Raw genomic sequence first — 13678 nt, 5'->3', positions numbered from 1 at the left:
GTCGGATTGTTTTCGTTATGCGTCGCCGCGTTCCATTGCTGCCTCCAGCTGTTCGTCCTTGAAGCGGACAAACTCGGCAGCGGATTCGTTGCCGACAGCAAGCCCCTTTTCCTCGCAGTAACGGGCGTATTCCTCCTGCCAGTCGGCGGAGAAATGATTGACGTAATCGAGCCAGCCGTATTCGCCGCTCTGCATCTTCCCGACAAGTACCTCTTCGGGATAATATTCGTTTTGTGCCATAATCTACGGATTGATTGTTTTTACTTGTGGAGGGCTGCCGCACGGTTGCGTTCGCCGCTCTTCTTCTGTTCGTTCCACAACTCCTCGGTGTAGTCCTCTTCCGAAACGTAGTCAAGGTTGCCGTCATCGTCCATGATCCAGCAACCGTAGCACCCGAAGGTGTATTTGTCCCACTCGCGCTTGGGCTGGTTGCGCCATTGCTGCGCGTCGCCCGAACAGAAGCGGATGCCGGTCTTGGCATGAAGGTCTATGCCCACTGTAGCAGACTCGCCGTCCACGACGACCGTCAGCGGCTCGCCGTGCTGCATCCCGTTTACCTCCACCGCACCGAGGCGCATGACCTCGGCCAGCACTTTCAGGTTGCGTGCGATGATGGGCGTGGGGACATACATCACCTGTTTCGTCTCGGTGTCAATCTGCACGAAAGCCTTGCTGCTCCGGCCGTCCGCCATTTCCACGTCGGCGACAATCGCCTTGCCGTCGAGCAACTGTTTCTGCTGCGCTTCGTCATACCGTTCCAACGGAGAGGATTTCAGTGCCGGATAGAAGACCACATCCACCTGACCGTTGTCCATGCGGATAAAGGCAAAGCGGCTACGGCTCTCTATTTGCCCGCCATGCTCGTCCGTGACACGCACGGGAAGCACGGGAGAATGCCGACCATCGCAGATGTCGTCCAACACACGCATCGGCAAATCCTCAATCATCTCCCGTGTGAGACCGAATCGTTCCAGTGTCGGAAAAGGTAATTCATCAAATTCAATCTGAACTTTTTTCATACTATATTCATATTATAAAATTGTACTATACAAAGATAGAGACATCTTATTATGACGGACAAAAATACAGCTATATAAATGGTTATAATATGCTGTTTTTATCTTCATTAGTACGATTATTCAATTCAAATCGTACTAATAGACGCAAAATATCAAACCAATACAAGAAATGACGGCTGTTTGTTTCCGACATGAAAACTCCCGTTATAACTTTGCCGAATGAGAAAAATTTTACTGATAGCAATATCGGGTGTTTCATTCTGCACGATGCCCGCTCAGGCGCAGTTCAACACGATTGCCAAGACACCAGAAAGATACAAGGTAGAAGCCTTGCAGGAGGGTATGAAAAAGCCGGAGCCGACACCCGAAAGCATGGCTCCTGTACAGGAGACTTCGACAAAACCTGCCGATGAAAGTAAGAAGTTGTGGATTGACCGTTATCTCAGTGTGTCTTATCCATTGCAGCGCATCAGAATTACATCACCATACGGCTACCGGAAAGACCCGTTTACCGGAAAGAGGAAGTTTCACGGCGGTATCGACCTGCACGCACGGGGCGAGCAGGTATTGGCCATGATGGAGGGGGTGGTCGTCAAAGTGGGACAGGACAAGACGTCCGGCAAGTATGTGACCATGCGGCACGGAAATTACACCGTCAGCTATTGCCACCTTTCACGGGTGCTGACCGCCAAGGGTACGGTAGTCCGTCCCCGTGATGCCGTCGGTATTACCGGCTCGACCGGACGAAGTACAGGCGAGCACTTGCACATAACCTGCAAGCTAAATGGCAAGAGTGTCGATCCGTCGGTCGTTTTCGATTACATCCGGACTACACAGCAGGAGTGCATTTCAGCTTTGAGCAGACTGTTGTAAGAGTGTTTATGTCGCCAAACGCTAATCGAAAAGAGTGTCATTAGGTGATGTGGTTTTCGATTAAAACAGGGAACTTTTCATTTTGGAACTTATCGTAATTTTTTATTTGAATGATTGTGAAACCAAGACCGAGTAGGGAGATCGGACTCTAACGGTCTATCCCGTTGCGGGAGAGGACGCCTTCCGTGTAATAATGTTTGACTTCTCGCATCTCCGTGACCAAGTCGGCTATGTCGATCAATTCTGCCGGAGCGTACCGTCCCGTGATTACCAACTCTGTCCCGGAATGTCGTCGAGAAATCGCCGTCAATACCTCCTCAATAGAAAGCAACTCGTAATACAGGGCAATGGTTAGTTCATCGAGCACGACCAGATTATACTCTCCCGAAGCGAGAATTTGTTTGCAGCTTTCCAATCCCGCATAAGCTGCGTCAATATCTTCTTGTGCCGGCTTCTTTTCAATAAAGCACCCCCGACCGAATTGCTGGATGCGGACGTTGTTAAACAGATGTTAGATCTTGGTTTCATTATATTTCATGTTCTTTACGAATTGTCCGATGAAGACGCTTCCTCCGGCACACAAAACTCGAATGGCAAGCCCAAATGCGGCCGTTGTCTTTCCTTTCCCGTTGCCAGTATAGACATGTATATATCCTTTGTTTTCCATATTGTTGATTTATGATTGCAAATGTAATCCGTGTTATGGTTCGGCGGAAAGATGGGCAAAACAATAAGTATAGGTTTGAATCGTGCCATCCTCAAGCCGGATGTCATAACTTTGGCTAAAGGGAGTTCCCAGTCGGAAAAGTACGGGTGAGGAGAATATCGGTCCGTCGTAGCAGAACGTGTGGTATTCTCCGTTTTCTCCGTTGTGATCCATTTCCTTGGGGAGAGAGGCAATAAAGTCGGCATCTACCTCGCGACCGATGGCATCCATTCCCAAGCCATCGGCTTGCGTGGTCACGATGACCGTCTTCAGTCCGGAAGCGAGGTATTGCTGCATGACGATTTCCGAGGAGACTACTCCCCATAACGGCTCCACAACCTCTATTCCGAGTGGTGCGAGTTGTCGCTCCCTGTAGGCACGGACATCGTGCAAGTAAATATCCCCGAAAATAAAATGGGTTACTCCTTGCTCCTTGAAATGTAGGGCTGCGCAAGTCATGGCCTCTGCGTAATTTTCAAGGTTCCCCTGGGGTGTGAGATTCACGATATGCAGGGGAATACCTATACTGTCTGCTTGTGCCTGAAGCAAGGGGAGTGGGATACCGTGCATGCTGGAGCGTTGCGAGTCACGATTGATTGTGGTGAGCAGGGCAACGATGTCGTATAGCTCCGATTGACGAGCTCGCCAAAGGGCATGCGCGGAGTCTTTTCCCCCGCTCCAGTTGAATACGGCTTTTATCTTTTCCATTCGATGTTCGTAAAACTTCATGCTTCCAATAACTCACTCGTTTTTGCCCAATAGTAGTAGGCTTCCGGTAGGTTGCTTCTCAGCTTATTCAGTTTGTTGGGCAGCGAAGGTCGGATGACCATATCCTTTATATCGGCAGGGTTGTTGGAATAAGATTCTATTTCATTGATTCCCTTTTCAATTAACGTGGCTAAATAAGCCGCTCTTGCTGCATCAATAATGGCATGGTCTATCAGATAACGCTGCTTGTACATGAATGATTTGACACGGATGATTCCGTCTTGTATCAGGTCGAAGTCTCCTTCTCCGGCTTTTCCCCGTGTGGAGATACAAAGTGCCGTTTGGCGGATGTCATTGAAAACTTGCCCTATGTCCGTTCCGAAAGACCGGTATGAAAGTTCGACCACCGCAATCTTACGGAACGCTTCTTTGGTAATCTGCAGGTCTGAAACATTTTCAAACAGCCGCCCCACATCATAAAGCTGTTTGGCTATCTCCATCGAACAGGACCTTCCATTCCTGTAATAAGGTATTCCAGTTGTGTTGGGAGCGAAAGCCGTCAGTTTATCGCCCAAAATATCTTCTGCGGACGGGACTGTTACCATCAATGGTTTTCCTTCCAACCGTATGAACGGGCAGTTGATAGCTATTTGTTGGGTACGGAAATAATGAATGTCCTCGTAGAGTACATCCAGCAGGATATAGGATTGTGCATCGGTGTCATTTCGGTATGCAATCTGATAGAAAAACTTGGAATGGCTCTTGGGAATATCCGCATCATCCCGTTGCTTGCGTTCCACAAGTTCCAGATTGATGAAGCCGAAATCGGCAAATGATTTCAGATAGTCTTCAATGTTGGTTCCAGGGGGACAGATAAGATCAATGTCGATTGACAGACGATGAGCAGATTTCCCAAGTATGAGCATAAGTGCCGTTCCTCCCTTAAAAACCAGTGGACACCCGGCTTTAACCAGCATTTCAAGCAGGGACAGGGCACGGATTACTTTCTCTATCAGATTTTTATCATTATAGTGCAATTCGGATGAAACCTGTTCGATCCATTCTGCCGTAAAACACTCCTTCTTTATCATTTTATGTTCAGATTTTCTAATATGGACAATATTTCTTCTTTTGCCTTACGTCTGCCGGCATACCTGAATAGCCGATTTCGATTGACAGCGTACAGATTAAAGGCATTTTCAAAGATATGCTCGCTTTCACTGCCTTGTAGGTAGAAGAAATCCGCATCCCTCAATATATCCACCAACAGCTTTTCCAGTGTAGGCATCGGTACATCTGATACTTTCTGCAAAGGAGCTTCCGAGACCAAATTTTTCACAAAAAAGACACGGCTGTCCATATCTACATATCGGTAAATCATATCTTTGTCCGGTCGCAGATAGACGTCACGGTTCCCGTCTTTCAAAAAGTTGAAAACCGTTTCTGCCGAATCCCTGTCTGTTTCCACATAGACAACACGGTTGGAAGAAAGGTGATGCTGCAAGGTTGCGATAATATCCCCCTGATAGACGCAGAACTTCGCAAATGGGAAATTGACCAGCAACGAATCGTAAATTTCTCTTACTTCACCTATGAGTTTAGGAACAAAGGACTGTTTCATGACTTTAGCATACATTCCGCGTCCGGTTCTGACCAATGCATTTTCATTCACGAGCTTGAACAGATACCATGACAAGGAAGACTTGCTTATGCCAACCTTTTCGTGAAGATAGGCAAACAAGTCATCCATGCTGAAATCACGGTGTACTTCAGCGTATTCAAGTATGGATGTCGTTGTTTTGTTACTCATATTATATCCTGTTTTTGCCTGCAAATATAGCAAATTTTCGGCACTATTTCTGAATAGTGCCGAAAATTTGTATTTATTTAAAACAATCTATATGTAAATAACCTTTTGTCATCATCTACTAAATATCGGCACTAAATTAAAATTGTGCCGATATTTAGTGATTGTTCAATATTGTACAATGACAATTTACCAAATCGTATTTTCCTGTTTTATTGTTGTCACATCTCGTTTATCGGCAGGTCATTCTTTACTCTTTTCGTCGGCGAATGTAGGACGAAGCGCATAATCGCCAAGCCGCATTGCATTCGGATGACGAAAACAGACTGTTGCACGGTCGGTTTTCTATCCGGGTTTGGCTTATGATGCCACAGCTTCATCCTCTGGCTGCCTCAAAAAGCTGAAAACAAACCTGCACGGCAAACGAAAGCAGGGAAAAATAAAAATCAGCATGATAGTTCAACCAATTAAAAGTAAACAAGTATGGTAGAAGAAATTAGACAAGACGGCAGAGTGATATTGTCGAGCGAAGACGGTTTTTCCGTCCCTATGATTTTCAACAACCTTTGTGGAAAGAATTTCATTGGCAAAGAATACAAGGACTATATCAGGCATATAGCCTTTGAGGAAATGGGACTTAAGCCGGGTATCGTGTCCCATTATCGGAACGGTGTTCTATATAAGAACGGCACAATCCCGGAACTTTGAACAGGTAAACCAAAATAGGAACAGCAAAAATCAAAATTTATACAAATTTATACAGATATGGAAACAACAACAATTCATCCGGCAGAAGCCTATCTACGCAACGAACAAAATCCTACATCCTTATATGTAAGGATTGCAGGAAAACGCAGACGGCTGTTTATCAACCGCAACGAAAACGTCATCGGCATTATCGCACTCGGAAAACGCAAAAGCGGGTACATCTTCACAGATTGGGCAAGCATTGAGAAGATATACTATCCGTCATCCTCTCCCGAAGATGCAGCGGACATAGAAAAGAAACTGGTCTTGAAATACCAGAAACTTGCCCGGCTTGCCACGCATACGAATGATTGGCTTCGCAAAATCGCTAATGCCGATTTGGATAAATCCCTCTACGAGAACCGCATCACGACCGGCACACGCATCGACGGCAAGTGTATCGGACTTGCCACCATCGAGAAGTATTGCGGCAGTTGGGATATGGCTCGTTTCAGAACGGCACTGAAGCAAGGTGAAAAGTTTTCCACCGGACGCTTCGACTTTTGCGGCTATGACGGTACGCTGTGGTGCGAGCCACGCGAAAATGGCGATATGGCGGCAGGATTCAGCAAAGAGTACCGGAATTGTGGCAACGGCTACTATTATCTGCTTATCAACGATGAATACATGATAGGCTATGACATAGACTGAGTTATATGCAGGGCAACGACAAGACCGTATCGGGCAAAGTCTCGGTACGGTTTGTTGTTCCGATCGACCAACGACCTTTTATAAAACTCCTGTTCTCCCTCTTATAGCCTTACATCCTGCGGCCAGTTTGCTTCAAGCAACCTCACGCATTTTGTGTAACATGTTACATAAAGTGTGTGAAGCCCCTTTTTGCAAAAGGACGGACACGGACAGACTTGGCATTACAGGGGGCGGGATAAATCCTGCCCTCTGTAGTCCCAAGACAGTCCGTCGGAAAGTCCGTCCCGGCTGACCGCTTCACTCTTTTACCCATAATCTTTCCTTTTCTAACGGATTCCCATTAAACCCAAGTCCGCTGCCGTGCGACCTACGGGATAGAATTTTCCGCAAAGGTAACCGACCGTGCCAATCTTGCCAATGCCGACGTGCCGCCGCGAGTGACACGCAAAAATCTTCCTCTCCCTCTGTCGAGCGTATTTTTCCGGTTCAGCCTTGTCCGATTGTCCCTCGCCACCTTCCGAAAGCAGAAAAATCTTCCCGGCGGTCGCAAACAGACCGAACAGAGGGAAATAAAAAGAAAGGTTAAATATGAGTTACAACAAATTGAAATCATTGGTGGCAAACGTGGAAGCGATAAAGACAGCGTTACAAATCCACATTCAAGGCAGACAAGCCACACCAGAGGAAAAAGAAACCTTATCCCAATATTCGGGGTTTGGCGGTATCAAAGAAGTGCTGAACATCGGCACAGACAAGCCTGTAAGTGGCGACATGGAAGAACCGATAAGGCGGTTGCAGGAACTTATCGACACCTATCCCTATTTCACGGAAGCCATGAAAGCCTCTGTCCTGACAGCGTTCTACACCCCGAAATTCCTTATTGATGTAGTCGCAAAGCAGATACACGCCACATTCAAGGACAATGAGCTGCAAATGCGCTCATTCCTCGAACCGAGTGCAGGCATTGGCGGTTTCCTCCCGGTAGCCATGTCCGACACCTGCGGCTATGCCATTGAAAAAGACCCGGTTTCGGGTCTGATACTCTCCCTGCTGAATGACAACACGGTTACACGGACAGCCGGGTTTGAAACGATAGACGAACAGGGTTTTGAACATACGAAATTCGATGTCATAGCCTCCAACATCCCTTTCGGTAACTTCCGTGTGTTCGATGCGGAACTCTGGAAGAAAGGCGGCATATACGAGCAGGCTACCAAGACCATACACAATTACTTTTTTGTCAAGGCTTTGGAGCTTTTGAACGAGGGCGGCCTGCTGGCTTTCGTCACATCAAGAGGTGTGGCCGATACACCAAGCAACAAATTCGTGCGTGAATACCTTGTGAACCATGCCGATTTGATTAGTGCTATCCGTATGCCCGACACGCTTTTCATGTACACAAGCGGCATCGAGGTAGGCAGCGATTTACTGATCTTCCAAAAGCATACTCACAAGGCGGCACTCTCGCAGAGGGAACAGCTCTTTTTACAGGTCGGCAGGGAAAAGGCAGACACGACAGGCGCAATGACCGAATACGCCAACAAACTTTTCACATTACCGAAAACCACCCTCGCCACAGGCAGCCGCATTGCGATGAACCAGTACGGCAAGTATGTACGCAAATACCAGTGGCAGGGTGATGAAAACGCCATGTCGCAGTATCTCGCCGCATTGCTCAAACTCGACTTTGGCCGCTATTTCCGCAAAAGCCTTTTCACAAGTGAGGGACAGGACGGCATACACACGCAAATGTCCCTTTTCGGCAGTGTGGCCGTTAAGCAGCCACCAAAAGGCAGACGAGCCTATACGGACGAGCCGGAAGCGTGGATGAAAGAGGGTGCAATGGTACTGTTTGAGGGGCAGGTGGGCATTATCCGATACCGCAAATCCGAACTATACCAAGAGACGGCCACCGATTTTGTCCCGGTGGACGAGGGCAAGGTGAACACGGAGAGGGCTAACGACTATTTCTCTATCCGCAAGGCATATTTTGAACTTGCAATCAAAGAGCAGGAGGAACAGACGGAACAGCCGCATTTGCGTGAACGGCTGAACGCTTGCTATGATGCTTTTGTCGCCAAATGGGGCTTTTTCCACTCTAATGACAACAAGGAGTTTATCATGCTTGACAGCCTCGGCGTGGAAGTGTTCACGATTGAAATGCAGGTCAAGGGCGACATATTCAAATCCGACATCATGCGTGAGCCTGTAGCGTTCAAGAAGATAGACACGACCGTGCAACTGACACCGGGCGAAGCGTTGGCAAGCTGCCTTAACTTTTACGGCTGTGTGGATATGGACTATCTGATGCAGACCACAGGCAAGGACGAGGACGAGGTTATCGACGACCTCAAAGGCGAGATATTCTATAACCCTGCCACCGGAGAATGGGAACACAAAGGCAAGTTCATAGCCGGAAACGTCATCGCCAAAAGCAAGGAAACAGGCTCTTATCTTCCCGATCTCACAGGCAAGGAAAAGGACTGGACGGAAACCGCTGTAAAGGCATTGGAGGAAGCCATACCCGAAGCGATACCCTACGAGGAACTCGACATCAACATGGGCGAGCGTTGGATTGACACGAAGCTGTACGCCGATTTTGCCACAGAACTTTTCGGAACGGAAACCGATGTGATGTATTTTGACGTGAACGACACCTATTTAGTGCGGCTACAAGGATATTCCCCTGTAGTCTATAACACCTATTCCGTAAAGAATTACAACGGAGAGGATTTGTTCGTACACGCCCTGCAGGACACCGTTCCCGAAATAACCAAAGAGATAGAGCGGAACGGCGAAGCGGTACGAGTGCCGGACGAGGAAGCCATACAGGAAGCGGCCACCAAGATACAGGAGATAAGAAACCGTTTCAACCAGTGGCTCGACTGTCAGCCGATAGAGGTAAGGGACGAATTGGTAAGGGTGTACAACGAGCGGTTTAACTGCTATGTCCGTCCGCATTATGACGGCTCGGCACAGACCTTCCCGCAGCTCTCTTTCGAGAATTTTCCGTATGACAGCCTCTATCCCTCACAGAAAGATGCCATTTGGATGATTAAGCAGAACGGCGGCGGTATCTGCTGGCACGAGGTAGGCACGGGCAAGACGATGATAATGTGCGTTTCCGCTTACGAAATGAAACGCCTCGGATTGGTGCAGAAACCGCTCATTATCGGCTTGAAAGCCAATGTTCACGAAATAGCCGACACGTTCCGCAAGGCTTACCCCTCGGCAAAGGTGCTTTATCCGGGCAAAGAGGATTTCACTCCTGCTAACCGCAAAGAGGTATTCTCGAAAATCAAGAACAACAACTGGGACTGCATCATTCTGACACACGACCAGTTCGCCAAGATACCGCAATCGGAACAGACCATGATAGATATATTCACCGAAGAACTGGCCGATGTGGAGCGCAATTTGGAAGTCTTGGAACAATCCACCATGCGCTACCGCAGCGGAAAGATGCAGGACGGTCTGGAGAAGCGCAAACAGAACCTCGCAGCCAAACTTAAGGAATTGAAAATGAAAATCAACGAGCGGAAAGACGATGCGGTGGACTTTCACTCGATGGGCATAGACCACATATTTGTCGATGAATGCCACATTTTCAAGAACTTAATATTTCAGACACGCCACACGAGGGTTGCCGGTATCGGCAATACCAAAGGCTCGCAAAGGGCGATGAACCTGCTGTTTGCCATCCGTGACATTCAGCACCGGACAGGACGTGACCTCGGCGCAACATTCCTTTCGGGCACGGTGGTTGTGAACGCCCTGACCGAACTGTATGTGATGTTTAAGTACCTTAGACCAAGAGAATTGCAACGTCAGCAGATTTCTTGCTTCGATGCGTGGGCGGCGATATTTACGCAGAAAACAGCCGATTATGAACTGAACGTGACAGGTGCAATCAAGCGTAAAGAGCGTTTCCGCACCTACATCAAAGTGCCGGAACTGGCAATGTTCCTGCGTGAGATTACCGACTACCGCACCGCCGACATGATAAACCTCGATGTACCGGATAAAAATGTGCGCTTTCTTTCTCATGCGCCCACTATCCAGCAGGAGGAAATGATAGGCCGTTTGGTTTCCTTTGCACACAGCGGACAGTGGGAGGATTTGGGACTTGATACGCCCGAACCCGACAATCTCGACAAGGCAAAAATGTTGGTAGCTACCAATGTGGCACGAAAAATGGCTCTCGATATGCGTTTGTTGGGCGACAAGTTCAGCGACGATGCCGAAAACAAGGCTTCAATCTGTGCAAGAACAATCTATGAATATTATATGCGCTCAAATGAAAACCGGGGTACGCAGTTCGTGTTCAGCGACCTCGGCACATACAAGCCGAATGAGTGGAACGTATATACCGACATCAAAGAAAAGTTGGTGAACCTCGGTATTCCGACCGATGAAGTGCAGTTTATCCAGTGTGCTACCACCGAAAGGGCAAGAAAACGCCTGTTCGAGGACATGAACAACGGCAAGGTGCGTGTGCTTTTCGGCAGCACCACCATGTTAGGAACAGGGGTGAACGCCCAGCAGAGGGCTGTAGCGGTGCATCATTTGGAGATTCCCTGGCGACCGGCTGACATGGAGCAGCGCAACGGCAGGGCGGTACGCAAGGGCAACACCGTGAAACTGTGGGGCGGCAACGTGGTGGATGTGGTGATTTACGGCACGGAAAAGACACTTGATGCCTACAAATTCAATTTGCTGAAAAACAAGCAGATGTTCATCAACCAAATCAATAACGGCACAATCGCCGTGCGCCGTATCGACGAGGGCGGCATGGACGAGGACAACGGCATGAACTTCGCCGAGTTCGTGGCAATCCTTTCCGGCAACACCGATTTGCTGAACAAGGCAAAACTCGACAACAAGATTATGCAGTTGGAAAAGGAACAGACCATTTTCAAGAAAGAACGCATCCGTGCCGAGCGGAAAATAACCGCCGGACAGGAAGATATGGCAAAGACACAGCGTACAAAGGCCGGTTTCATCAAGGATTGGGAATACTTCAACTCTTACGAGGGGACAAAAGTAACACAACTTCTCAACCTGCCACAAGCTACAGCCGAGGAAACAGGCCGGGAATTACACCGCATCGCCAAAACCTACCGTAGCGGAGCGTATGGTACGATTGGCACGTTTACAGGGCTGAATTTGCTGGTACGCAGCGAGTACAGCATAAACGGTACATTTGACCGAAACACGTTCTTTGTCGAGGGGACAAGCGGGCTTAAATACCGTTGTGGACTGACAGGTGCGTTACCGCTTGGCTTCGTGGAATCTGCTCAATATCCGCAGGCTACACTAAACAAATTGCCCTCACTTATTGAGAAGCAACAAAAGACGGTGGAGCGGATTGAAAGCGAAATCCCCATATTGCAGGACATCGTTGGCCGCCAGTGGAGCAAAGCCGATGAATTGGTAAAACTCAAACTGGAGTGCAAGGAGCTGCAGCGGAAGATTGACGAAAGTCTCAAGGATGCGGAACGCTCTCTAACTCCATCCGAAACAACGGCTGCCGAATACGAACCTACTACTAAGGCCGCTTAAACCATAATCATATCTTAACCTTTTCCCTCTGTTCGGTTGCGATAACTCGACAGGGGGATTTTTCTTGTACTCCGATCTGATGGCGGCAATATCCATTTATATACACCTCCCAAATAGGCTTTACTTCACTGCTATACAGTCGATACTAAATGTAGTACATACTAATGTTAGTAAAGTAGGATATCAGGAAATCTCCCGTTGCAAAGGATAGTATGCACTACATTTAGTCAATCAGTATTTTAGTATAGTAGTAGATACTACGATACTAAAATGTAATAAAGTAGTAAAATAGTACACACTAATCATAGTAAATACTAAAAATAGTAGTATCTTTGTATCAGAAATAAAGATAGGAATTTATGGCAAAGATAATCGCTGTTTTGAACCACAAGGGCGGTGTCGGAAAGACGACCACCACCATCAATCTTGCTGCCGCATTGCAGCAGAAGAAAAAGCGTGTACTGCTCATCGACATGGACGGTCAGGCAAACCTCACGGAATCCTGCGGTCTCTCCATCGAAGAGGAACGGACGGTGTACGGAGCAATGAAAGGTGAATACCCGTTAACGGTATTCGAGTTAAATAATGGCCTTTCCGTTGTACCGTCCTGCCTTGATTTGTCAGCGGCAGAATCCGAGCTTATCAATGAGCCGGGGCGGGAATTAATACTGAAAGGGCTGATTGCAAAATTGCTTGAAACCCGTAAATTCGACTATATCCTGATTGACTGTCCGCCCTCGCTGGGTTTGCTGACACTCAACGCACTTACATCTGCGGATTTCTTGATTATCCCGGTACAGGCGCAATTCCTCGCCATGCGCGGAATGGCGAAGATTACAAATGTGGTCGAGATTGTCAAAACCCGTTTGAACCCGAATCTGAACATCGGCGGAATTGTCATCACACAGTTTGACAAGCGCAAGACGCTCAACAAGAGTGTTGCGGAACTCATCAACGAATCATTCTGCGACAAAGTGTTCAAGACCGTCATCCGGGACAATGTGGCATTGGCCGAAGCTCCGATAAAGGGTCTGAACATCTTTGAATACAACAAGAACAGCAACGGGGCAAAGGACTACATGGAGTTAGCAAAAGAAGTGTTGAAATTAAAGTAAAGACGATATGAGCAAAAGTGATTCATTGAAAAACGGCATGAGAAGCGGACTGGACGGCTTGCTGTCATCCACCGGGAAGTCCACGCAAAAGAAAGAGCCTGCACCGGTCAAAGCGGAAAAAGAACCTGCCGTGCATTGCAATTTTGTTATCGACAAGAGTATTCATACCCGGATGAAATACCTCGCTATCGAGAAGAATATGTCGCTCCGAAATATTGTGAACGAGGCGATGAAAGAGTATTTGGAAAAGCACGAGAAATAACCGGGGCGGCAATCCGCCCAATCAACTTTTATACCATACCGCTATCTTATGGCACATGTCCACAAGGTAGCGGTTTTCCCGTTTATACCCCTGGCTGTTCTCCTGCTCTATTCGCCTCTTATAGCTGCAATGCTGCATTTCCCCTTTCTATCCATTCCTCTTGCCGCTTGTCCGGTCTCGTTCCTGCCATCGCCGGTTGGTTTTCCAGACGCAAATTTGGACTGCCGC

The 13678-nt window shown here is 47.9% G+C and carries 11 protein-coding genes and 1 pseudogene; 6 read left to right on the top strand and 6 right to left on the bottom strand.

Translation table 11 applies throughout. The features are described 5' to 3' along the window. Nucleotides 1-15: 15 nt before the first annotated feature. Both CZ225_RS14835 and CZ225_RS14830 read right to left on the bottom strand, forming a co-directional pair. Nucleotides 16-240 carry a hypothetical protein gene (locus tag CZ225_RS14835; protein WP_004301303.1) on the bottom strand — a complete coding sequence of 75 codons (225 nt, stop codon included), beginning with the start codon at nt 238-240 and terminating at the stop codon, nt 16-18. 20 nt (nt 241-260) lie between these two features. After that, complete coding sequence (locus tag CZ225_RS14830) at nt 261-1019, bottom strand: DUF4099 domain-containing protein (protein WP_004301304.1); 759 nt, start codon at nt 1017-1019, stop codon at nt 261-263. Nucleotides 1020-1238: 219 nt separating this feature from the next. On the opposite strand from CZ225_RS14830, the gene CZ225_RS14825 reads away from it, so the two are divergent. Next, the gene (locus CZ225_RS14825; protein ID WP_077154588.1) at nt 1239-1892 is read left to right on the top strand and encodes a M23 family metallopeptidase; all 654 of its coding nucleotides are present in this window, start codon (nt 1239-1241) and stop codon (nt 1890-1892) included. 148 nt (nt 1893-2040) lie between these two features. Here the strand turns inward: CZ225_RS14825 and cobO are convergent. The 4 genes and pseudogenes from cobO to CZ225_RS14805 all read right to left on the bottom strand — a co-directional run bounded on the left by cobO (nt 2041) and on the right by CZ225_RS14805 (nt 5116). Next, nucleotides 2041-2559, bottom strand: a pseudogene (gene cobO, locus CZ225_RS14820) (cob(I)yrinic acid a,c-diamide adenosyltransferase). Between the two features lie 33 nt (nt 2560-2592). Continuing rightward, nucleotides 2593-3306 carry a Dph6-related ATP pyrophosphatase gene (locus tag CZ225_RS14815; RefSeq protein WP_032931883.1) on the bottom strand — a complete coding sequence of 238 codons (714 nt, stop codon included), beginning with the start codon at nt 3304-3306 and terminating at the stop codon, nt 2593-2595. A gap of 17 nt (nt 3307-3323) precedes the next feature. Then, complete coding sequence (locus tag CZ225_RS14810; protein WP_004301309.1) at nt 3324-4397, bottom strand: nucleotidyl transferase AbiEii/AbiGii toxin family protein; 1074 nt, start codon at nt 4395-4397, stop codon at nt 3324-3326. Continuing rightward, nucleotides 4394-5116 carry a DUF6577 family protein gene (locus tag CZ225_RS14805; RefSeq protein ID WP_004301310.1) on the bottom strand — a complete coding sequence of 241 codons (723 nt, stop codon included), beginning with the start codon at nt 5114-5116 and terminating at the stop codon, nt 4394-4396. The genes CZ225_RS14810 and CZ225_RS14805 overlap by 4 nt, the downstream gene beginning before the upstream one ends. Nucleotides 5117-5596: 480 nt before the next feature. Between CZ225_RS14805 and CZ225_RS14800 the strand changes: the two genes are divergently transcribed. The 5 genes from CZ225_RS14800 to CZ225_RS14775 all read left to right on the top strand — a co-directional run bounded on the left by CZ225_RS14800 (nt 5597) and on the right by CZ225_RS14775 (nt 13450). After that, nucleotides 5597-5821: a DUF7688 family protein gene (locus CZ225_RS14800; protein ID WP_004301314.1), complete on the top strand. Its 225-nt coding sequence runs from the start codon at nt 5597-5599 to the stop codon at nt 5819-5821. Between the two features lie 57 nt (nt 5822-5878). Continuing rightward, a complete protein-coding gene (locus CZ225_RS14795; protein WP_004301315.1) occupies nt 5879-6511 on the top strand; it encodes a hypothetical protein in 633 nt (210 codons plus the stop codon). Nucleotides 6512-7099: 588 nt separating this feature from the next. Further along, the gene (locus CZ225_RS14785; RefSeq protein ID WP_005944238.1) at nt 7100-12073 is read left to right on the top strand and encodes an N-6 DNA methylase; all 4974 of its coding nucleotides are present in this window, start codon (nt 7100-7102) and stop codon (nt 12071-12073) included. A gap of 359 nt (nt 12074-12432) precedes the next feature. Continuing rightward, nucleotides 12433-13188 carry a ParA family protein gene (locus CZ225_RS14780; protein WP_005944236.1) on the top strand — a complete coding sequence of 252 codons (756 nt, stop codon included), beginning with the start codon at nt 12433-12435 and terminating at the stop codon, nt 13186-13188. Nucleotides 13189-13195: 7 nt separating this feature from the next. Continuing rightward, nucleotides 13196-13450, top strand: a complete 255-nt coding sequence (locus CZ225_RS14775; protein ID WP_004301320.1) for a hypothetical protein — start codon at nt 13196-13198, stop codon at nt 13448-13450. The last annotated feature ends 228 nt before the right edge of the window (nt 13451-13678 follow it).

This window comes from Bacteroides bouchesdurhonensis, from assembly GCF_900155865.1.
GTDB lineage: Bacteria > Bacteroidota > Bacteroidia > Bacteroidales > Bacteroidaceae > Bacteroides > Bacteroides bouchesdurhonensis.
Note: the sequence above shows the minus strand (reverse complement) of the source record. Positions and strands in the feature narration are given on the sequence as shown.